We start from the raw sequence: 21,601 nt of genomic DNA, 5'->3' as shown, positions 1-21,601 counted from the left end.
TCATCCGGTCTGGTCCGCCCTGATACCTCTCAGCCGGCGTGGTACGCGGGGTGCAGCGCGATCAGCAGCACGGCCGTCCAGTGGCACAGGAAAGCCAGCACGGTCAAGGTGTGGAAGATCTCGTGGAACCCGAACTTGCCGGGGAACGGATTCGGCCGCTTGAACCCGTAGGCGAGCGCCCCGAGCGTGTAGAGGCCGCCACCGACGAAGACGAGCACCATCATCGCCGCGTTGGCGTTGACCAGCGGCACGACGTACATGAGCGCCGCCCAGCCGAGCAGCACGTACAGCGGAACGTAGAGCCAGCGCGGCGCCATGATCCAGAACACCCGGAACGCGATGCCCAGGAGCGCTCCACCCCACACGATGGAGAGCAGGATGACGCCCTCTTGCGTCGGCAGTGCGAGCACGCCGAGCGGCGTGTAGGTGCCGGCGATCAGCAGGAATATGTTGGCGTGGTCGATGCGCTTCAGCAGGACCTTGGTACGCGGCTTCCAGTTGAAGCGGTGGTAGAGCGCCGAGTTGCCGAACAGCAGCATCGAGGTGAGCATGAACACCGCCGACGCCCACTTCGCGGGGGCGCCGTGCGCCAGGCAGATGAGCACGATGCCGGCGGCGATGGTGACGGGGAACGTGCCGGCGTGGATCCAGCCGCGCCAGGTGGGCTTGAGCTCCGTCGGGTCCGCTGCTGAGGCATCCACCAACGGAAGATTCGGGATGCCCCGTTCGAGCGCATCGTCGGCCTTCACGGCTGCGTCGGAAGCCGACAGCGACTCGGCCGGTTGCTCGAGCTGTTCGGCGACGTCGACGTAGTCGCGAGGGGTGCGTGACATCTTGCAAGCCTAGAGGCGATTGAGGTGAGAGCCATGTGAGCTTGCTGACATGGCCGAGCCGATTGAGTCTCTGAGCGGCGACGCCGCGATAGAGGTGATTGAGGTGAGAGCCATGTGAGCTTGCTGACATGGCCGAGCCGATTGGGCCCCTGAGAGGCACGGCCGCGATAGATGAGAGGGATGGCCGCCAGGCTGGGAGTGTGCCGGTCACCGGCCGGGCATTACCCTGTTGAGGTGACGTCACGCCGGATCCCTCGCCTTGGCCCGGGTTTCCTCTACACGCTGTACCAGAACCGGCTGAGACGCAGTCTCGATGCGGACGCGGTGCCGCAGCACGTCGCGATGATCATCGACGGCAATCGACGTTGGGCGAGGCAGCTCGGCTTGGAGACCGTCGCTCACGGCCATCGTGCGGGCGCTGCCAAGATGCGCGAGTTCCTGAGCTGGTGCGACGAGCTCGGGGTGAAGGTCGTCACCCTCTACCTGTTGTCATCCGACAACCTGAGCAACCGGGACAGCGGCGAGCTGGCCGATCTGATCGAGATCATCGCGGACCTGGCTCACCAGGTCTCGGCTCAGGGCGAGTGGCGCGTGCAGCACGTCGGAACCACCGTCGGGCTGCCCGGCAGGCTGGTGAAGGCGCTGGCCGACGCCGAATCCAGCACGGTGGACCACAAGGGAATGCACGTCAATCTCGCGGTGGGCTACGGAGGTCGTAAGGAGATCACGGATGCCATGCGCAGCATCGTCGCTGAGCATCACGCCGAAGGACGGAGCCTGGAGGATCTCGCGGAGCGTCTCACGCCGGACCTCATCGGCTCGCATCTGTACACGGGTGGGCAGCCGGACCCCGACCTGGTCATCCGCACCTCGGGGGAGCAGCGCTTGAGCGACTTCATGCTCTGGCAGAGTGCGCACAGCGAGTTCTATTTCGTGGAGGCGCTCGGGCCGGATCTGCGCGAGGTCGACTTTCTCCGCGCCGTGCGCGACTACTCGCGCAGGCACCGCCGCTACGGCGGGTGATCACCCGCCGCTCGATTTGCGCCACACCGGCACCCCGGCGCGAGACCGCCTCGTGGCAGCGCACTACATCGCCGCCGTGCGGCACCGCACGAAGCCGCCATGCGGCACAACAGCACCAGTCAGGGAGTTCGAGTGACAACAGTCGATGAGTTCGCCCAGGGTTTCCTCGAGGAGCCCGGGTACCTGGATTTCGCGCGGGTCGGCCCGCTCTCGGCATCCGTGGTCGCGGAGGCGCTCGGCGTCGACGAGGTTCTCTCGAAGGCGCGGTTCGGCGCTCTGGATGCACTGCGTGGCGAAGACGAGCGGATGCGTGTTGCTGCGTCGGAGCTGACGGGCATCCCGCCCGAGCAGGTGGTCTTCCAGCCGAACGTCGGCACCGGCCTGATGCACGCCATGTTCGGCCTGACCGGCGGCGTGCTGCTGTCTCGCGCCGAGTTCCCTTCGTTGACGTTCGCTGCGGCCAGGGCCGCGGAAGCGCTGCACGTGGCCGAGCCGATCTGGCTCGATGCCGCCCACGGCCGGGTCACCCCCGGCACGATGCGCGATCAGCTGTCGTCGAGCGTCTCCGCTGTGGCAGTGAGCCTTGTCGACTCCCGCACCGGCTACGTCGCCGATATCGACGGCATCCGCCAGGTCATCGGCGATCGGCTGTTGATCCTCGACGCCGTGCAGGGCTTCGGGGTCGTCGACGCGCCCTACGAGGTGGCCGATGTGGTGGTCGTCGGCGGTGAGAAGTGGTTGCGCGCGGGCTGGGGCGCCGCCTTCATGGCGTTGTCGGAGCGTGCGATCGACCACCTCACTCCCGTGTGGAGCGGCCACACCGGCGCCGGGGTGATCGACCCGTTCGACGAGGTGCTTCCGCCCATGTACGGTGCTGGGGCATTCTCGGTCGCTCGACCTGACAGCGTCGCGGAGGCACGGTTGGCTGCAGCACTCGAGGAGGTCGCGGCCGTCGGTGTCGACGTGATCGAGGCGGCCGTCGCCGATCGTGTCGACCGCGTCATCGACCTCGCCGACGAGTTCTCGATTCCCGTGGCGTCGGCTCGGGAGACACCTGAAAGGGCCGGCATCGTCCTGCTGGAGCCGCCGCAGGAGCGGCTCACCATTCTCACGGCCGCGCTGTTCAACCACGGAGTGACCGCGACGTCGCGAGCAGGAGGAGTACGGCTGAGCGCCCACGTCTCATGCGGCGACGAGACGGTGGACATGCTGCGCGCAGCGTTCACGTCGTACGCAACGGCCTAGCGCGGCGGGAACAGCGCGCGACGACACGCCCGAGCGCGGGTGTCGGAGAGTTCACCAACCGGTAACACTCGTCCATGCGTGTCGATCGAGCGGATGTCTGTGGCTGGGCCTAGCGTCATCCTTGTCGGGCACATCGCCCGACCGGGACGGCCGTGATGATCGTCTTGCAACGTGCGGCCGCTTCGTCGACAAGATCCGCGCAGTGCCTCTTCGAGGGCCGCGCGGGGTGGGAGTGGTTGTGACCGCGATGCAAACACGTGAACCGATGTCGGCGGCTTCGGCCCTGGTCTCGGACGCGCCCGCACTCGATCGCCAAGAAGACCAGACCGCACGGCAAGACCAGGCGGAGCGCACGTATGTGCTCGACACCTCGGTTCTTCTCTCGGACCCCAGGGCGGTGTTCCGGTTCGCCGAACACGCCGTCGTGATCCCGGTGGTCGTGATCAGTGAGCTCGAGGGCAAGCGCAACGATCCTGAGATCGGGTATTTCGCCCGTCAGGCGTTGCGGTTCCTCGACGAGATGCGAGTGCGCCATGGGCGTCTCGACTTCCCGGTTCCAGTCGGCGAGGGCGGCTCGCTCAGAGTCGAGCTCAACCACTCCAACATGTCCGTGCTCCCGAGCGGCCTGCAGCTCGGGGACAACGACTCGCGCATCCTCGCGGTCGCACAGAACCTCTCCAACGACGGTCTCGCCGTCACCGTGGTGTCCAAGGACCTGCCGCTTCGCGTCAAGGCGGCGTCGATCGGACTCACGGCCGAGGAGTACCGCGCGGAGCTCGCCCCCGAGTCGGGCTGGACGGGCGTCGCCGACATCGATCTCGGCTCGAACGACATGGCGAAGCTGTACGAGCACGAGCAGCTCGACACCGACGCCGTCGCCGACCTGCCGGTGAACACCGGCCTGATCGTGCACTCGGATCGTGGCTCTGCCCTCGGGCGGGTGACCGGCGAAGGCACCTTCAAGCTCGTCCGCGGCGACCGTGACGTGTTCGGTCTGCACGGACGCTCGGCCGAGCAGCGACTCGCGATCGAAATGCTGCTCGACCCCGAGATCGGCATCCTCTCCCTTGGCGGACGAGCCGGTACCGGCAAGTCGGCGTTGGCGCTCTGCGCCGGTCTGGAGTCCGTGCTGGAACGGCAGCAGCACAAGAAGATCATGGTATTCCGGCCGCTTTACGCTGTCGGCGGCCAAGAGCTCGGATACCTCCCCGGGGATCAGGGCGAGAAGATGACGCCGTGGGGACAGGCCGTGTTCGACACCCTCGGCGCCGTCGTCTCGCAGAACGTCATCGACGAGGTCGTGGAGCGCGGCATCCTCGAGGTGCTACCGCTCACCCACATCCGCGGGCGCTCACTGCACGACGCGTTCGTGATCGTCGACGAGGCGCAGTCGCTGGAGCGCAACGTGCTCCTCACGGTGCTCAGCCGCATCGGCCAGAATTCGAAGGTCGTGCTCACGCACGATGTCGCCCAGCGCGACAACCTCCGCGTCGGGCGGCACGACGGTGTGGCATCCGTGATCGAGACACTGAAGGGATACCCGCTCTTCGGACACGTCACGCTGACCCGCTCGGAGCGCTCGGCGATCGCGGCTCTCGTCACCGAGCTGCTCGAGTTCGGCGAGATCGCGTAGTCGCTTCTCCGGCACACGCCGCGTGAGGGGCGCTGCGTGTGCCGGAGGACGGTCACTACTTCAGCGGATCTCGTCGTAGGCCGCCTGTGGAGAACACCGGCGAGCGAGAGGCCCGCCGCACTACGGTCGCTCCGTGACCAACTCGCTCCTCCGACCCGTCACCGCACGGCCTGGTCTTGCGCGTCGACTTGCGTGGCAGGTGCCGGTTGCCACAGCCCTCGTCGCGTTGAGCGTCGCGGTTCTCGGGTTGCGCTTCGAGCTGGTCGGATTCGTGTACCTCGCTCTCGTCACGCCCGAACTGTGCAGGATCGACCTCGCCGAGCATCGTCTGCCGAACGTTCTCGTGATGCCGGGCTTCGCCGTCGCGGCCATCGGGGTGGTGTTCGGTGCCCTCGTCGAATGGCGGATGCCGGCGACGGCGATCGCTTCGACGGTAGTCGTTTGCGGGTTCTTCGCTCTTCTCGCCGTAGTGGGCGGGCTCGGGATGGGCGATGTGAAGTTGTCCGCGGTATTGGCGATGGCTGGCGGGGGAGTATCGGCCTTGATCGTGGTCGGCACGGTCGTCCTGGGATTCTTCGCAGCAGGGCTCGCGGCGCTCGGCACGATCGTCGCCCGCGGTGCGGGCGGGAGCATCGCCTTCGGGCCGTACCTGCTCGGCGGATTCTGGGCATCCCTCGGCGTGCTGCCGTTCGTCGGCTGATCCCGGCGGGTCGACTGGCGCGGGCCCATCGGCTGCGGCCCGCCCATCGGCTGAGGCTTCGATGCGGACGACGACGCCCCGCCGCGAAGGTCGAGGCGGGGCGTCGAGGAGAGATGTCTAGGGCGCTACTTCGCGCTGGGCGGAGTCGTCATGCTGAGCACGTCGAGGGCGGCATCCAGTTGCTCGAGGGTGATCTCGCCCCGCTCGACGAAACCGAGGTCGATGACCGCCTCGCGCACGGTGATGCCCTGAGCGACTGAGTGCTTCGCGATCTTGGCGGCCGCCTCGTACCCGACGATCTTGTTCAGTGGGGTGACGATCGAGGGCGATGACTCCGCAAGAGCCCTTGCACGCTCGATGTTCGCCTCGAGCCCGCGAACGGTCTTGTCGGCGAGCACCCGCGTGACGTTCGACAGCAACCGGATCGACTCCAGCAGGGCGGTTCCCATCACGGGGATGGCCACGTTCAGCTCGAACGCGCCCGAAGCACCGCTCCACGCGATCGTGGCGTCGTTGCCGATCACCCGTGCCGCGACCATGAGCGTCGCCTCCGGGATGACCGGGTTGACCTTGCCGGGCATGATCGACGAGCCGGGCTGCAGGTCGGGGATGTGAAGCTCGCCGAGCCCGGTGTTGGGGCCGGAGCCCATCCACCGCAGGTCGTTGCTGATCTTGGTGAGGCTCACGGCGATCGTGCGCAGCGCACCGGACGCCTCGACGAGCCCGTCGCGGTTGGCCTGCGCCTCGAAGTGGTTGCGCGCCTCGGTGATGGGCAGCTCGGTCTCGGCGGTGAGCAGCTGGATGACGAGCTGCGGGAACCCGGCGGGCGTGTTGATGCCTGTGCCGACCGCCGTGCCGCCGAGCGGAACCTCCGCGACGCGGGGGAGCGCAGCCTGCACGCGCTCGATGCCGAGACGCAGCTGCGCCGCATAGCCGCCGAACTCCTGGCCGAGTGTGACGGGCGTGGCATCCATCAGGTGGGTTCGCCCGGACTTGACGGCGTCTTTCCACAGCTCGGCCTTCTCCTCGAGCGCCACCGCGAGGTGGTCGAGAGCGGGGATCAGGTCGTCGATGAGGGCACCGGTGACGGCGATGTGCACCGAGGTCGGGAAGACGTCATTGGATGACTGCGACGCGTTGACGTGGTCGTTGGGGTGCACCTGCCGCCCGAGTCGACGCGACGCCAGCGTCGCGAGCACCTCGTTCATGTTCATGTTCGACGACGTGCCGCTGCCCGTCTGGTACACGTCGATGGGGAACTCGCCGTCGTGTACACCCGAGATCACCTCGTCGGCGCTTGCCGCGATCGCGTCGGCGATCTCGCCGTCGAGCACGCCGAGCTGCTTGTTCGCAAGCGCGGCCGACTTCTTGATGCGTGCGAGCGCCGCGATCTGGGTCGGCTCCAGTGTCGATCCCGAGATCGGGAAGTTCTCCACCGCGCGCTGCGTCTGCGCGCTGTACAGCGCGTCGCGGGGCACCCTCACCTCACCCATCGTGTCGTGTTCGATGCGATAGTCCGCAGCGTCGGGATGGTGGCTTTCCATTGTCTAGGTCCTCGCTCTTATCTGATGGTGATGAGGTGTCGGATGGGTGGAGGGTGATGGTGTCGATTGCGGTGGAGCCGCGAGAATCCCGCCTATGCCTCTCCGACCACGAGATCGGGGACGACGGTTCCGTCGCTGAGGCGGTAGTTCGCGCCGACGATGGCCAGCTCGCCGTCGGCGACGGCTTGTGCGGTCAGCTCGCTGCGACGCAGCAGCTCGCCGACCGTGTCGTGCAGGTGCTCGCGCCCGACCTCCGCCGGATCGAGCGTCGTGGGGTCTTTCGCCTCTCCCGCGACTCTCCGCACGGCGGGCACGATGGGCGCGATGAGGTCTGCGATGTGCGGCGGCAGCCTGTCGGCGCCCGGCGCGGTCGAGTCGATGGCGGCACGGACGGCGCCGCAGCTGTCGTGACCCAGCACGAGCAAGAGCGGAACGTGCAGCACGGCGACGGCGTACTCGATCGATCCGAGCACCGACTCCGAGATCACCTGGCCGGCGTTCCGGATGACGAAGGCATCGCCGAGCCCGAGGTCGAAGATGATCTCGGCGGCCAGTCTCGAGTCGCTGCATCCGAAGATGGCGGCGACAGGCGCCTGAGTGACCTCCGTCTGCGCCCTCCGCTCCGCGTCCTGGCGAGGATGCTGCGGAACCCCTTCGATGAAGCGCCTGTTGCCTGCTTGAAGCTGGGCCCAGGCATCCGCCGGCCTCTGGTCGGTCATCGAGTTCCCTTCGCATCTGCGGTGAGCTGCTTGCTGACCGAGCCGGCCAGCTTCGCGAAGTCACCGTTCGACGCCGTGCCGAAGAGCACGACGGTGCTGTCGCCCTGTTTCGTGACGAGCGCGTACTCGGCGTCACCCACGTTAGTGTTGCCGCGGTTGTCGTAGATACTCCAGGTGATGCCGTCGAGCGTCACCGTGCTCACCGGGTGGGTGTGCGCCACCTGTTCGGCGAGCCACGTGGAGTTGGCGCCGAAGCCCTGCATCAGGCCGATGTACTGGTTCGACGGCGTGATCAGGCCGATGTACCACTCGTCGACGCCGTCCGAGGTCTTCTGCCTCAGCTCTGCGGAGTTGGAGGTCCACGCCTTGGGCACCGTCGGCACCAGCAACGGATCGGGCTCGACGCCCGCGCCCTGCTCCGCGATGCGCGCGTAGTCGACGTTCTTCGCAGGTGCCGGGGACTGCCTCGGCACCATGAGGACGATCACTGCGACCAGGGCGACCGTCGCCAGGAGCGAATACACCAGGTTGTTGACGGTCTGGCGGCGTCTGTGGTCGGCGGAAGTCTGCGCCTTGCGTGCCGCAGTCTCCTGCGCGGTCTCCGGCCTGCCCAGTTCGGCGACGACCGGATGCTCATTCCTTGCCATCGCTCAGGCAACACTCCCTCGTGGGTCGCCGTCGTTGTCGTCATCGGCGGTGCGCTCTACGCCGGCACGCGCGGCGTCGAGCCGCGCCTTCGCGCCGATCAGCCATTCCTCGCAGCGGCGGGCGAGTGCCTCGCCGCGCTCCCACAGCGCGAGCGACTCCTCGAGAGTCGGCGTGCCCTGCTCCAGTCGGGAGACCACGCTGATCAGCTCGTCGCGGGCCTGCTCGTAGCTGAGCTCGGCGAGGCCGGGGTCGACGGGACTGGCGAGGTCGGGGGGCATGACATCCATTCTACGTAGCGGGCTCGTCGGTCGGCTGGGTGCTCAGACGGCTGGGGACGACCCGCCGTCGTGCACGCCTGTGGACACGGCGTCGATCGAGCCGTCGGCCACGGTGATGAGCAGAGGGGTCTGCGCCGGGGCGTCGGCGGCGGCCCGCACGATGCCGCTCGGGCCCTGCACGATGGCGTATCCGCGATCGAGCGTGCTTTGCGGGGACAGCGCGCGCAGGCGAACGGCGAGCTCTCGCGTCGCCGTCTCGGCACGCTCGAAGCGGCGCTCGACGAGCTCGGCGCCGCGGGCGACGTAACGAGTCAGGTCTTCGGCACGGGAGTCGACTATCCAGTGGTGCGAGGCGAGCGCCGGGCGTGAACGCAGCTGCGCGACGCGGTCGATCTCGTGGCCGAGCAGCGCCGTCACCCGCGCGCTCATGCGAAGCGAAGCCTGCCGCACGCGCAACAGCTCTTCTGCGACATCCGGTACGACGCGCTTCGCCGCGTCCGTCGGTGTCGAGGCGCGCAGGTCAGCGACGTCGTCGAGGATAGGACGATCGTTCTCGTGCCCGATGGCACTGACCAGGGGAGTCGAGCACGCGGCCGCGGTGCGCACCAGCGCCTCGTCGCTGAACGGCAGCAGGTTCTGGAAGTCGCCGCCACCCCTCGCGACGATGATCACGTCGACCTCGGGGTCGGCGTCGAGCTCTCGGATGCGTGCCGCGACATCGGCCGCCGACCTGGATCCCTGCACCGCAGCATGCCGCACGCGGAACCGCACAGCAGGCCAGCGCAGCTGCGCGTTGCGCAGCACGTCCTTCTCCGCGTCGGAGTCCTTGCCCGTGACGAGGCCGATGCAGTGAGGAAGGAACGGGAGAGGCTTCTTCCGGTCGAACAGGCCTTCTTCGCGAAGCTGCGTCCGCAGCCGTTCGAGTCGCTCGAGCAGGTCGCCGATGCCGACGTGACGCATGTCGTAGGCCTGCATCGACAGGGTGCCGCCCTTGAACCAGTAGTTCGGCTTGATCAGCGCGACGACGCGGTCACCCTGCTTCAGATCGGCAGGGATCTTGGCGCGCGTCGACGACCAGATGGTGAAGGAGATCGTCGCGTCGACCGCGACGTCCTTCAGCTTGCCGTAGACGTTCCCACCGCTGACGCCCCACTGCGTGATCTCGCCCTCGACCCACACGGTGCCCAGCCGATCGATGTAGTCGCGCAGCTTGCCGGCCAGGATGGCGACCGGCCACGGCGCCTCGAGGGTGGGTAGGGCATCCGGCACGCTCAGTTCCCTTCAGGCGCTCAACCATACAATTGGACGCGTGAGCGACACGATCGATCTGGCGATGCCGCGCGTGCCCAGCGTACGAGGCAGGCTCAAGGATAACCCGGGGGTCGGACCCAAACGGGTGCTCCTGGCCGCACCCCGTGGATACTGCGCGGGTGTGGATAGAGCCGTCGTCGCCGTCGAAAAAGCCCTCGAGCGCTACGGCGCTCCGGTGTATGTGCGCAAGCAGATCGTGCACAACATCCACGTGGTCTCGACGCTCGAGAAGCGCGGCGCGATCTTCGTCGACGAGGTCGACGAGGTTCCGGAGGGCGCCCACGTCGTTTTCAGCGCGCACGGTGTCGCACCGTCCGTCGTGCAGGCCGCTTCAGACCGCGGTCTTCGTGCGATCGACGCCACGTGTCCGCTGGTGACGAAGGTGCACCGTGAGGCGGTTCGGTTCGCCAGGGACGACTTCGAGATCCTTCTCATCGGCCACGCGGGCCACGAAGAAGTCGAGGGCACGGCGGGCGAGGCCCCCGGACACGTCACCCTGGTGAACGGTCCTGACGACGTCGACCGCATCGAGGTGCGCGACCCGGAGCGCGTCGTGTGGCTCTCGCAGACCACGCTGTCCGTCGACGAGACCATGGAGACGGTGCGCAGGCTGCGCGAGCGGTTCCCGTCGCTGGCCGACCCGCCGAGCGATGACATCTGCTACGCGACCCAGAACCGTCAGGTGGCGATCAAGAAGGTGGCGCAGGACGCCGACCTGGTCATCGTCGTCGGCTCCGCCAACTCGTCGAACTCCGTGCGACTCGTCGAGGTCGCGCTGGAGAACGGTGCGAAGGCCGCCCATCGCGTCGACTATGCGAACGAGGTGAGGCAGGACTGGCTCGATGGCGTGAGCACCATCGGCGTCACCAGCGGGGCATCCGTTCCCGAGGTCCTCGTGCAAGAGCTGCTTCGCGACCTGGCAGATGCCGGGTATGGCGAGGTCGAGATCGTCGAGACGGCAGAGGAAGACCTCGTGTTCTCACTGCCGAAGGAGCTGCGCCGCGACGAGTCAGGTACGCAGGATGCCCGTGCACTCGGTGGGAGAGCCCGATGAGCGATCCGCACTCACGCCCTCGTCCGCAGTTCGGCGAGTACGCCACCCCCGAGGAGCAGCGCGCCGCGATCAAGGCGCCGGAGACGAACCCGCATTACGCGCCGCCGCCGTCGCTCGATCCGGAGCAGGCGGGGCATCCCGGCGATCCTCAGCAGCCTGGCAATGCCACGCCGGGGCAGAGGGTGGATGCCGGCGGACAGCCTCCTGCCAACACGAACTGGTCGCACCCGCAGTACCCGGCGCCGACCGCTCAGGACCAACCCGTCGCGTCGCCCTTCATGCGGCATCCGTTCGATCGGGTCGCCACGATCACCCTGCTCGTGCTCGGCCTCTACAACGTCATCACGAACTTCGCGGGGCGCGGGCAGATCGCCGCCCAGATCGACCAGGCGTACCGGAGTTTCGGCCTGACCGGTGATTACGCGGTCACGGCGACCACCTCGACGGTTGCCGACGTCATCGCCGTGGTGTTCCTCGTGCTGTGGATCGTGGCCGCCGTGCTCTCGACTTGGACGATCACGCGAGGGCGCATCGCATTCTGGATTCCGCTCGTGGCCGGGGTGCTGGCGAGCCTGGCGAGCGGGATCGGCTACATGATCCTCTTCCTGCACGACCCGACGTTCCTGCACTACATGCAGGGTCTGGGCTGAGCGAGCTCGGTTCTCCGAGCCCGCTCGCCGGGGCGAGGTTCTGCTGCCTCTGAGACCCTTGTCGAGGTGCTACTTGCCGGACTGGCCGGCGGAGCCGAGCTGCTGCGTGGCCTCGACGACGCGCTGAGCCATCGCCGTCTCGGCGACCTTGCCCCAGGCGCGCGGGTCGTACGCCTTCTTGTTTCCGACCTCGCCGTCGACCTTGAGCACACCGTCGTAGTTCTCGAACATGTAGCCGGCGACCGAGCGGGTGAACGCGTACTGCGTGTCGGTGTCGATGTTCATCTTGACGACGCCGTTCGAGACAGCCTCGGCGATCTCCGCGGCGCTGGAACCCGACCCGCCGTGGAAGACCAGCTCGAGCGGCTTCGGACCGGTGCCGAACCTCTCGGCGATGCCGGCCTGGATCTCGCCCAGCAGTTCGGGGCGCAGCTTCACGTTGCCCGGCTTGTACACGCCGTGCACGTTGCCGAAGGTGAGGGCGGCGATGTAACGGCCGTTCTCGCCGAGACCGAGCGCCTCGACGGCCTTCGTCACGTCGCCGACGGTCGTGTAGAGGGCCTCGTTGGTGCCCTCGTGCTTGACGCCGTCCTCCTCGCCGCCGACGACGCCGATCTCGACCTCGAGGATGGCGTTGATGGCCTTCGTGCGCTTGAGCATCTCCTGCGCGATCTCGAGGTTCTCGTCGAGCGGAACCGCCGAGCCGTCCCACATGTGGGACTGGAAGATCGGGTTGCGACCCGCCTTCACCTCTTCTTCGGAAGCGGCGATGAGCGGCAGAACGAAGTCCTCGAGAGCGACCTTCGGGCAGTGGTCGGTGTGAAGCGCGACAGTGATCGGGTAGCTCTTGGCGACCTCCGTCGCGAACTTGGCGAATGCGAGAGCGCCGGTTGAGCGAGCCTTGACGCTCTGCCCGGCGAAGTAGTCGGCCCCGCCGGTGGTGACCTGGATGATGCCGTCGGAGCCGGCTTCGGTCAGTCCCTGCAGAATGGCGTTGATCGACTGCGACGAGGAAGCGTTGATCGCCGGGTAGGCGAAGCCGCCCTTCTTTGCGCGGTCGAGCATGTCTGCGTACTGTTCGGGGGTCGCGATGGGCATGGCGTCTCCAAGAAGGGCGTTGGCGGGAATCAGCACGATTCTAACGACGGGATGACTAGGGTCGGGCATCCCCCCTGCGACATGGTGAAGACGGCAACTTCACGCTGAGCGAAGAATCCTTGAATTTTCCCTGCTCTCGAGCGGAAGAATCAGCTCGTCCAGCGGAGAGTTGAGGTGTGACCAGCCTGAGCCCCGCCGCGACTGCGGCGCCGTTCCTCGACCACCGCGATCAGCCCGCCCAGGATGACGGCGCGCTGCATCCAGACCGCAACCTCGCCCTGGAGCTCGTCAGAGCGACGGAGGCTGCCGCCATCCGTGCGACTCCGTGGATCGGCAAAGGCCGGAAGAACGACGCCGACGGCGCGGCCGTGGATGCCATGCGTGCCTTCCTCGCGACCGTCGACTTCGACGGCGTGGTCGTCATCGGCGAGGGGGAGAAGGACAAGGCGCCGATGCTCTTCAACGGCGAGCACGTCGGCACCGGCAAGGGACCGGCGTGCGACATCGCGGTGGACCCGATCGACGGAACCTCCCTCACGGCGGCAGGCCGTCAGAATGCCCTGTCGGTGATCGCAGTGAGCGACCGCGGGACCATGCTCGACGCTTCGGGCGTGTTCTACATGGACAAGATCGTGACGGGGCCGGAGGGGCACGGTGTCGTTGACATCCGCCGACCGATCGGCGAGAACCTCAGAGCTTTCGCCGAGGCGACCGGCAAAGATGTCGGCGACCTGCGAGTCGCCGTGCTCGACCGCCCCCGCCACGCCGAGTTGATCGAACAGATCCGTGACGCGGGGGCCGGGACGCGACTGCTCCTGGACGGGGACGTCGCCGGTGGCATCAACGCGGCGCGCCACAGCACCCGCGTGGACCTCTGTGTGGGCATCGGCGGCAGCCCTGAGGGCATCACAACGGCGTGCGCGATCAAGGCGCTCGGCGGCTTCATGCAGGCGGTGCCCGCACCCCGCGACGAGGCGGAGGCCGAGCGCGCCGCCGCATCGGGTCTGGAACTGGGCCGCGTCTACGAGCTCGACGATCTCGTGGCAGGGGACAACACGCTGTTCGTCGCCACGGGTGTCACCGACGGCGGACTCGTCGACGGTGTGCGCCGTGACGGCCCGATCATCCGCACCAGCAGCATCGTGCTGAGGTCGAAGTCGGGCACGGTCCGTCGCCTGTCGGCCGAGCACTTGGTGTCTAAGTGGTGGTGAGTCTGCCACCGCGCACCGGAGCGGAGACCGGCACGTTGCGGTAGACCGGGGCCTGCGTCACGTTGCATGGACCGGTCCGGCGCAGGTCAGGCGGAGAGCTCGGCGTGGGTCTTCTCGACGGCGAGCAACGTGCCGGACTCGAGTTCGAGCGCGGTGAGCTTGCGCGGGCTGGTGTGGATGGGCTCGGGCTCCGCAATGATCTTCGTCTCGTCGATTCCGGGGAACTGACGTGCGGTGACGAGCACGCGCGATTCCAGCGATGCCGCGAACTTGTTATAACTGTCGACCGTGCGTTCGATCGCGCGGCGCAGGCTTTCGGCGTGCCCGGCGAGAGCTCCGAGTCGCTGATACAGCGTGTTGCCCAGATCGAAGAGGTGCTTCGCCTCATCGCTGACGGCCTGCTGCTGCCAGGTGAAGGCGACCGTCTTGAGCACCGCCCAGAGGTTCACCGGTGAGGCGAGGGCGACGTGCTTGCCGAACGAGTAGTCGAGAATCGCGGGATCGGCCTCTAGCGCTGCCGACAGCAGCGACTCGCTCGGCACGAACGCCACCACGAATTCGGGGCTCGCGTCGAGGCCTTCCCAGTAGGTCTTCTTCGCGAGTGCGTCGATGTGCCCCCGCATCGCCTTGACGTGACGGTCAAGCAGCTGCTTGCGCCGCGCTCCCTCTTCGCCGACGGCGGTCACCGGGATCTGGCTGGCCTCGAGGTATGCGTCGAACGGCACCTTCGCGTCGACGGCGATGGACTTGGAACCGGGAAGCTGGATCACCATGTCGGGCCGGCCGGCGCCGGCGTCCGATGAGATGCTCTTCTGGGTCTCGAAGTCCACGTGCTGGGTGAGCCCGGCCGCCTCGACGACGCGGCGCAGCTGCGTCTCACCCCAAACCCCTCGCACGTTGTTGGAACGCAGAGCGCTGGCAAGCGACTCGGTGGTCGCGCGGAGCGCCTCGTCGGAGAGCTGAGCCTGCTTGAGCTGCTCGGAGAGCGAACCGTACTGCAGGCCGCGCTGCTGTTCGATCTCGGTCACCTTGCGCTGCATGGAATCGAGGGTCTCCCGCACCGGAGCGAGCGCCTGAAGCACCTGCTGCTCGCGCCTCTCTCGCTCAGCGCGCTCGGCCTGGTCGATGCGCTGCTGCTCCGCGGTCGCGCGCTGATGCGCCTGCAGCGCATCGATGCGGTCGCGGTACTGCGCGTCGATGGCGGCGGCCTGTTCGCGCAGGCTCGTCACAGTGGCGCTGGAGGCCGCGAGCTCTGCCTGCGCGCGCCAGAGCTCCGCAGCACCCTCCGCTCGCACTCGCTCGATCTCCGCCGTGCCTTCCGCACGCAGACGCTCGATCTCCAAGGCGTGTCGTGCTGCCGCGACCTCCAGAGACTCCACGACCTCGTCAGACGTCGTGGGATCCTCCGCGGCACGCCTGCGTGCCAGGGCGAGACCGCCCAGCACGCCAGCGACGGCGCCGACCACGAGACCGATGATGAGGAGCAGAACATCCATGGCTTCATGCTCGCAGCGGCCACCGACATCGGGCGGATGCCTCGCCAGCGTCATCCCAGACCGCCGCGAAAGCGGTCTGCCCACGCAGGGTCGGTCAGGCCGCGCGCGCCACGTCTCCGAGGTGCCCGAGCCGCACGGGGACCGCAGCCGCGAGCTCCGCGATGGAGCCGGCGCCGTGCCGCTTCGCCGCGTGCACCACGATCGCCGCACACGCCTCGGCGTCAGCCAGCGCCTCGTGGTGATTGAAACCCTCGAAACCGGCAGCCATGGCCGCGACCGGCAGACGATAGGAGTCGAGCGTGTACGTCTTGCGCGCCACTTGCAGGCTGCACAGATAGTCGTAGGAAGGGCAGCGGATACCCGTCGCAGCACACGCCCCGCGGATGACACCCATGTCGAATCCCGCGTTGTGAGCGACCAGCGCGTCGTCGCCGGCGAAGTCCACGAGGTCGCCGATCTGCTCCACCCACCCTGCGGCGCCGACGACATCGCGTGCGCGGATGCCGTGGATGCGGATGTTCCATTCCAGGAACTCGTCGTGCCCGTGCGGCGGCCTGATCAGCCATCCCGCTGTGTCGACGACGCGCCCGTTTCGCACCTTCACCAGGCCGACCGAGCACGCCGACGCACTGCTGGAGTTCGCGGTCTCGAAGTCGATTGCGGTGAAGTCCAGTGGCACGTGGCTCATGGTGGCACGCACCGACGACGCCGCAGGGAGGTGCTCCGGCGTGGCTCAGAGGTCGCCTGTCAGCCCGTCGATCTCCTAACGTTGAGACATGCAGTCTCGCAGTGAGAAGCTCGACCACGCGCTCTCGTTCGGCGGCGTCGCCGACGTGTACGAGGCATCCCGCCCCGGCTATCCGATGGATGCCGTCGCCTGGTTGGTGCGACAGGAGGAGTCGCGCGTGATCGACGTGGGAGCCGGAACCGGCAAGCTCACGCGAGCGCTGACATCCGCCGGTCATGAGGTGATCGCAGTCGACCCTTCTCCCGAGATGCTGGAGGTGCTGCGCAACACCGTGCCGGGAGTCGAGACGCTGGTGGGCACGGGCGAGCGCATGCCACTGCCCGACGAGTCGGCGGACGCGGTCACCTTCGCCCAGGCCTGGCACTGGGTCGACGCGCCGATCGCCTCCGCGGAGGTCGCCCGGGTACTCAAGCCGGGCGGACACCTCGGACTGATCTGGAACTTCCGCGACGATCGCGTCGACTGGGTGCGCGAGCTCAGCGTCGCCATGCACGCCGATGGCGACCAGTACACGGACGGCATGGATGACCCGCACGTGCACACCCCGTTCGGCGAGCCGCCGTTCGAGGAGCCCGAGCGGGCGCAGTTCGAGTGGTCGCAGCCTTACACGCTGGAAGGCATGCTCGACCTGGTGAGATCGCGCAGCTACTACGCCGTGATGAATGCGGAGCAGAAGCGCGAGACGCTCGACTCGGTACGCATACTTCTCGAGAAGCAGCAGCAGGAGTCGGGAGACGAGACGATCTCGCTGCCGTACGTCACGATGGCGTTCCGCTACCGCAAGCCCTGACCGTCGTCGCCCACCCTCGAAAGGTGCTCAGGCGAGCACGCTCCATGAGGGGTCTTGCTCATCGCGCAGACGCGATATATCGTGATACGGCCGAAGCGTTCATCCCGTTGCCACAGCTCTGTCGGTGGTGCGCGCAAGAATGCTCACCATCCCACCGGCACCTCACACTCAACCGGAGTTTCCCGTGCTGCTCAAACTGCTCATCCGCTATCTCAAGCCATACGGCTGGCTGCTGACCGGAGTCCTTGTCTTCCAGTTCGCGTCCGCCCTGGCCAGTCTCTTCCTGCCCAGCCTCAACGCCGACATCATCGACAACGGCGTCTCAAAGGGAGACACCGCATACATCTGGCAGACCGGCGCCATCATGCTGCTGATCTCATTCGGACAGATCGTCGCGTCGATCATCGCGACCTACTTCGCCGCGAAAGCGGCGATGCAGCTCGGTCGCGACATCCGTGACGACGTCTTCGAGCGCGTGTCCGGGTTCTCCGAGCGTGAGGTCACCTCGTTCGGGGCGGGATCACTGATCACCCGCAACACCAACGACGTGCAGCAGGTGCAGATGCTCGCCATGATGGCGGCGACCTTCTTGGTCTCGGCGCCGTTGCTGGCGATCGGTGGCGTCATCCTCGCCGTCCGTCAGGCCCCGAGCCTGTCCTGGCTGATCGCCGTCTCCGTCCCTGTGCTTCTCATCGTCGCCGCGCTCATCATCGGGCGCATGGTGCCGCTGTTCCGCACCTTCCAGCAGAAGCTCGACGGAGTGAACCGGGTGATGCGGGAGCAGCTCACGGGCATCCGCGTGATCCGCGCCTTCGTGCGGGAGCCCATCGAAGAAGAGCGATTCCGCGACGCGAACACCGGCATCATGGTCATCGGCCGACGCGTCGGCTCGCTCTTCGTTCTGCTGTTCCCGATCGTCATGCTCATCCTGAATGTGACGGTCATCGGTGTCATCTGGTTCGGCGGTCAGCAGATCAACTCGGGCGACGTGCAGATCGGCACGCTGTTCGCCTTCATGCAGTACGTCATGATCATCCTCTCCGGCGTCTTGATGGCCAGCTTCATGACGATGATGATCCCAAGGGCATCCGTCTCGGCGGAGCGCATCGGCGAGGTGCTCGCGGCTGAGGCCTCGCTGACGCGCGCCGACGAGCCCGTGACCGGATTCGGCTCGAAGGGCACCGTCGAGTTCTCGAACGCCACGTTCACCTACCCGGGTGCAGAGCACCCGGTACTCTCCGGCATCAGCTTCTCTGCAGCTGCGGGCGAGACCGTCGCGATCGTCGGCTCGACCGGCGCTGGCAAGACCACCCTGGTCTCGCTCATCCCACGCCTCTTCGACGTCACGGGAGGCTCCGTGCGTGTCGGCGGTGTCGATGTTCGCGAGGCGGATCTCGAGGCGCTCTGGCGCACGATCGGCCTGGTGCCGCAGCGGCCCTTCCTCTTCACCGGAACCGTCGCGTCCAACCTGCGGTTCGGGCGTGAAGATGCCACCGACGCCGAGCTGTGGAAAGCGCTCGAGATCGCACAGGGCAGCGACTTCGTCGCGCAGATGGATGGCGGCCTCGACGCGCGCATCGCGCAGGGCGGCACCAACGTGTCGGGCGGGCAGCGCCAGCGGCTCGCGATCGCGAGGGCGATTGTGCACCGGCCTCAGGTTCTCGTCTTCGACGACTCCTTCTCGGCGCTCGACCTTTCGACGGATGCCCGGCTCAGACAGGCGCTGTGGCGCGAGCTTCCCGAGGTGACGAAGATCGTGGTCGCACAGCGAGTGTCGACCATCACCGATGCCGACCGCATCGTGGTGCTCGACGACGGCAAAGTCGTCGGCCTCGGCAGGCACGAGGAGCTGCTGGAGTCGAACGAGACCTACCGCGAGATCGTTGAATCACAGCTCGGAGTGGAGGCGGCCCGATGAGCGGCGAGAAGGCCCGCGGCGAGAAGACCCGCGGCAGGAAGCGCGCGATCACGAGCGTCGAGCTCAGCGCGGAGGAGAAGCTCGAGGCCGAGATGGCCGAGCAGGCGAGGCTCTCCGCCGACGACTGGAGCGGTGGCGTCGCGCCGGGCAAGGCGGCGAACTTCGGCCCGTCGTTCCGGAGGCTGATCGGGCTGCTCAAGCCGAACGCGCTGTCGTTCGTGTTCGTCTCGATCCTCGGCGCCATCGGTGTCGTGCTCGCGGTCATCGCGCCGAAGGTGCTCGGTGAGGCGACGAACATCCTGTTCGAGGGCGTGGTGTCGAAGGCAGTTCCCGCCGGCATGACGCAGCAGCAGGTGGTCGACCAGCTGAACAAGAGCGGTCAGCACGACCAGGCGAACATCATCTCGGCGATGCACGATTTCGTTCCCGGGCAGGGCATCGACTTCACCGCGCTAGGAGGGGTGCTGCTGATCGTGCTCGCCCTCTACGTCGGATCGTCGGTGCTCACGTGGATCCAGGGCTACGTCATCAACGTGATCATGGTCCGCACCATGTGGCGTCTTCGTGAGCAGGTGGAGGCGAAGATCAACCGTCTACCGCTCAGCTACTTCGATCGGGTTCAGCGGGGCGAGCTCATCTCGCGGGTGACGAACGACATCGACAACATCACGCAGATGATGCAGCAGTCCCTGTCACAGGCGCTGGCGAGCGTGCTCACCGTGGTCGGCGTGCTGATCATGATGCTGTCGATCTCGTGGCAGCTCACGCTCGTCGCCCTCGTCACCCTGCCGCTGATGGCCGTCGTCTTCGGCGTCATCGGACCGCGGTCGCAGAAGGCGTTCGGCATCCAGTGGCGCAAGGTCGGGCGCCTCAACGCCCGAGTCGAGGAGTCGTTCTCAGGCCACGCACTGGTGAAGGTCTTCGGTCGCGAGAAGAGTTCGCGCGAAGCGTTCCGCGAGGAGAATCAGGAGCTTTACCAGGCGTCCTTCAAGGCGCAGTTCCTCTCCAACACGATGATGCCGGCGATGATGTTCATCGGAAATCTCGCCTATGTCGGCATCGCCGTGCTCGGCGGGCTCATGGTGGCGAGCGGCCAGCTGCGACTTGGTGACGTTCAGGCGTTCATCCAGTACTCGCAGCAGTTCACGCAACCGCTGTCGCAGCTCGGTGGGATGGCAGCGGTCGTCCAGTCCGGAACCGCCTCGGCCGAGCGTGTCTTCGAGTTGCTCGATCAGGACGAGCAGGAACCGGATGCGATCGACTCGCCGGCGCCCGTGGACGGCGATGGCACGATCGAGTTCGAGCACGTGTCGTTCTCGTACACGCCGGACCGTCCGCTCATCACCGACCTGTCGTTCCGCGTCGAGCCCGGCCAGACCGTGGCCATCGTCGGACCGACCGGCGCGGGCAAGACGACACTGGTCAACCTGATCATGAGGTTCTACGAGCTGAACGGCGGGCGCATCCTGCTGAACGGCCAGAACATCGCCGATCTCACCCGCCGTGACGTCCGGGCGAAGACCGGAATGGTGTTGCAGGACCCATGGCTGTTCGCGGGCACCATCCGCGAGAACATCAGGTACGGCAACGCGGATGCCTCAGACGAGCAGATCCTCGAAGCGGCGAAGGCCACGTACGTCGATCGGTTCGTTCACTCGCTTCCCGACGGATACGACACCGTGCTCGACGAGGACGCCTCGAACATCTCTGCCGGCGAGAAGCAGCTCATCACCATCGCAAGGGCATTCGTCGCGAGGCCGTCGGTGCTCATCCTCGACGAGGCGACCAGCTCGGTCGACACCCGCACCGAGCTCCTCCTTCAGCACGCCATGGCCGCGCTTCGAGAGGGGCGCACCTCGTTCGTCATCGCCCACCGGCTCTCGACGATTCGCGACGCGCACCTCATTCTCGTGATGGAGCACGGCGACATCGTGGAGAAGGGAACGCACGACGAGCTCATCGCCGCCAAGGGTGCGTACTTCCGGCTGTACAACGCGCAGTTCGAGCAGGCGGCAACCGATCTCGATGAGGAGTTCGCCGCGGTGCGCGACGACGAGCTCGCCAGAGAGGCCGAAGCGATCGCGGAGAGCGACGAGCCCGACGCCGCAGTGGTCGACTGATCTGTTGCGAGGTGGCGGGGTGCGGGCTCATGCCCGCGCTCCGCCACCCTTGCGATGTCGGTGCTCGCTGTCCCGGGAACCGGCCTTGCCAGCGTCTTGGGGGAGGGTGACACTAGAAGCGTTCCGTCCCACAAGGAGGCGCATCATGGCGCACGGAGACATCACCCACGTCGAGATCCCGGTCACGGACTTCCCGCGAGCGACCGAGTTCTACTCGAAGCTTTTCGGATGGCAGATCGCCGAATCGCCGGGATACGAGGGGTATCCGATGTGGCGGGCACCCAACCAGATCTCTGGGGGCGCGCTCACCGGACGCGAGGGCGACTTCACGCAACCCCGTTCGTATGTCGAGGTCGACTCGATCGATGACACCGTCGCAGCTGTGGCTGATGTGGGCGGCGCTGTGGTCGTCGGAAAGACCGAGATCACGCCGACGAGCTGGTGGGCGCTGGTCACGGATCCCGACGGCAACGCGATCGGCCTCTACGAAGGCTCGATGTAGCGGTGAGCTTCTGTCCTGGTCTTCTTGACCGGGGCGCGGCAGGAGGCTGATCCGCTTCGATAGCCTCGCTGTCGCCGGAT

Annotated in this window: 20 protein-coding genes; 11 read left to right on the top strand and 9 right to left on the bottom strand. The window is 67.1% G+C overall.

The window, feature by feature from the left end; all coding sequences use genetic code 11:
- Nucleotides 1-29: 29 nt before the first annotated feature.
- Entirely contained in the window at nt 30-833 is an 804-nt protein-coding gene (gene trhA, locus ACYVDN_RS07255; RefSeq protein WP_460569874.1) for a PAQR family membrane homeostasis protein, read from the bottom strand.
- Nucleotides 834-1,067: 234 nt separating this feature from the next.
- Between trhA and ACYVDN_RS07250 the strand changes: the two genes are divergently transcribed.
- The 4 genes from ACYVDN_RS07250 (at nt 1,068) to ACYVDN_RS07235 (ending at nt 5,434) form a co-directional block, all read left to right on the top strand.
- Nucleotides 1,068-1,856, top strand: a complete 789-nt coding sequence (locus ACYVDN_RS07250) for an isoprenyl transferase (RefSeq protein WP_460569872.1) — start codon at nt 1,068-1,070, stop codon at nt 1,854-1,856.
- A gap of 132 nt (nt 1,857-1,988) precedes the next feature.
- Entirely contained in the window at nt 1,989-3,101 is a 1,113-nt protein-coding gene (locus ACYVDN_RS07245; protein ID WP_460569870.1) for an aminotransferase class V-fold PLP-dependent enzyme, read from the top strand.
- Nucleotides 3,102-3,366: 265 nt separating this feature from the next.
- Nucleotides 3,367-4,734, top strand: a complete 1,368-nt coding sequence (locus tag ACYVDN_RS07240; protein ID WP_460572285.1) for a PhoH family protein — start codon at nt 3,367-3,369, stop codon at nt 4,732-4,734.
- A 133-nt stretch (nt 4,735-4,867) separates the two neighbouring features.
- Complete coding sequence (locus ACYVDN_RS07235; RefSeq protein ID WP_460569868.1) at nt 4,868-5,434, top strand: A24 family peptidase; 567 nt, start codon at nt 4,868-4,870, stop codon at nt 5,432-5,434.
- A 125-nt stretch (nt 5,435-5,559) separates the two neighbouring features.
- On the opposite strand, the gene ACYVDN_RS07230 is transcribed toward ACYVDN_RS07235, so the two are convergent.
- From ACYVDN_RS07230 to xseA, 5 genes are all read right to left on the bottom strand, one after another.
- Nucleotides 5,560-6,978 carry a class II fumarate hydratase gene (locus ACYVDN_RS07230; protein WP_460569866.1) on the bottom strand — a complete coding sequence of 473 codons (1,419 nt, stop codon included), beginning with the start codon at nt 6,976-6,978 and terminating at the stop codon, nt 5,560-5,562.
- Between the two features lie 92 nt (nt 6,979-7,070).
- The gene (locus ACYVDN_RS07225) at nt 7,071-7,697 is read right to left on the bottom strand and encodes a carbonic anhydrase (protein WP_460569864.1); all 627 of its coding nucleotides are present in this window, start codon (nt 7,695-7,697) and stop codon (nt 7,071-7,073) included.
- On the bottom strand, nt 7,694-8,344 hold the full coding sequence (locus ACYVDN_RS07220; protein ID WP_460569862.1) for a DUF4245 domain-containing protein: 651 nt from the start codon (nt 8,342-8,344) through the stop codon (nt 7,694-7,696). Before ACYVDN_RS07220 ends, ACYVDN_RS07225 begins: the two co-directional genes overlap by 4 nt.
- Nucleotides 8,345-8,347: 3 nt before the next feature.
- The gene (locus ACYVDN_RS07215; RefSeq protein ID WP_460569860.1) at nt 8,348-8,632 is read right to left on the bottom strand and encodes an exodeoxyribonuclease VII small subunit; all 285 of its coding nucleotides are present in this window, start codon (nt 8,630-8,632) and stop codon (nt 8,348-8,350) included.
- Nucleotides 8,633-8,665: 33 nt separating this feature from the next.
- Nucleotides 8,666-9,898, bottom strand: coding sequence for an exodeoxyribonuclease VII large subunit (xseA, locus tag ACYVDN_RS07210; RefSeq protein ID WP_460572283.1), 1,233 nt, complete (start codon nt 9,896-9,898; stop codon nt 8,666-8,668).
- 58 nt (nt 9,899-9,956) lie between these two features.
- Here xseA and ACYVDN_RS07205 point away from each other — a divergent pair, with 58 nt between their 5' ends.
- Together ACYVDN_RS07205 and ACYVDN_RS07200 are read left to right on the top strand one after the other, a co-directional pair.
- Nucleotides 9,957-10,988 (top strand): 4-hydroxy-3-methylbut-2-enyl diphosphate reductase, encoded by a 1,032-nt coding sequence (locus ACYVDN_RS07205; RefSeq protein ID WP_460572281.1) that lies wholly within the window; start codon nt 9,957-9,959, stop codon nt 10,986-10,988.
- The gene (locus ACYVDN_RS07200) at nt 10,985-11,638 is read left to right on the top strand and encodes a DUF6264 family protein (RefSeq protein ID WP_460569859.1); all 654 of its coding nucleotides are present in this window, start codon (nt 10,985-10,987) and stop codon (nt 11,636-11,638) included. Before ACYVDN_RS07205 ends, ACYVDN_RS07200 begins: the two co-directional genes overlap by 4 nt.
- 69 nt (nt 11,639-11,707) lie before the next feature.
- On the opposite strand, the gene fbaA is transcribed toward ACYVDN_RS07200, so the two are convergent.
- Nucleotides 11,708-12,736: a class II fructose-bisphosphate aldolase gene (fbaA, locus tag ACYVDN_RS07195; RefSeq protein ID WP_460569857.1), complete on the bottom strand. Its 1,029-nt coding sequence runs from the start codon at nt 12,734-12,736 to the stop codon at nt 11,708-11,710.
- Between the two features lie 254 nt (nt 12,737-12,990).
- Between fbaA and glpX the strand changes: the two genes are divergently transcribed.
- Nucleotides 12,991-13,947: a class II fructose-bisphosphatase gene (glpX, locus tag ACYVDN_RS07190; protein ID WP_460572279.1), complete on the top strand. Its 957-nt coding sequence runs from the start codon at nt 12,991-12,993 to the stop codon at nt 13,945-13,947.
- Between the two features lie 86 nt (nt 13,948-14,033).
- Here the strand turns inward: glpX and ACYVDN_RS07185 are convergent, their stop codons facing one another.
- Nucleotides 14,034-15,443 carry a DNA recombination protein RmuC gene (locus ACYVDN_RS07185; RefSeq protein WP_460569855.1) on the bottom strand — a complete coding sequence of 470 codons (1,410 nt, stop codon included), beginning with the start codon at nt 15,441-15,443 and terminating at the stop codon, nt 14,034-14,036.
- A 94-nt stretch (nt 15,444-15,537) separates the two neighbouring features.
- Nucleotides 15,538-16,122, bottom strand: a complete 585-nt coding sequence (locus tag ACYVDN_RS07180; protein WP_460569853.1) for an exonuclease domain-containing protein — start codon at nt 16,120-16,122, stop codon at nt 15,538-15,540.
- A gap of 97 nt (nt 16,123-16,219) precedes the next feature.
- On the opposite strand from ACYVDN_RS07180, the gene ACYVDN_RS07175 reads away from it, so the two are divergent.
- The 4 genes from ACYVDN_RS07175 to ACYVDN_RS07160 all read left to right on the top strand — a co-directional run bounded on the left by ACYVDN_RS07175 (nt 16,220) and on the right by ACYVDN_RS07160 (nt 21,521).
- Nucleotides 16,220-16,981: a class I SAM-dependent methyltransferase gene (locus tag ACYVDN_RS07175; RefSeq protein ID WP_460569851.1), complete on the top strand. Its 762-nt coding sequence runs from the start codon at nt 16,220-16,222 to the stop codon at nt 16,979-16,981.
- A 184-nt stretch (nt 16,982-17,165) separates the two neighbouring features.
- Complete coding sequence (locus ACYVDN_RS07170; protein WP_460569849.1) at nt 17,166-18,899, top strand: ABC transporter ATP-binding protein; 1,734 nt, start codon at nt 17,166-17,168, stop codon at nt 18,897-18,899.
- Nucleotides 18,900-18,991: 92 nt separating this feature from the next.
- Nucleotides 18,992-21,019: an ABC transporter ATP-binding protein gene (locus tag ACYVDN_RS07165; RefSeq protein WP_460572277.1), complete on the top strand. Its 2,028-nt coding sequence runs from the start codon at nt 18,992-18,994 to the stop codon at nt 21,017-21,019.
- A gap of 145 nt (nt 21,020-21,164) precedes the next feature.
- A complete protein-coding gene (locus ACYVDN_RS07160; RefSeq protein ID WP_460569847.1) occupies nt 21,165-21,521 on the top strand; it encodes a VOC family protein in 357 nt (118 codons plus the stop codon).
- The last annotated feature ends 80 nt before the right edge of the window (nt 21,522-21,601 follow it).

This window comes from Humibacter soli (assembly GCF_054779035.1).
This window is presented reverse-complemented; position numbering and strand designations above follow the sequence as displayed.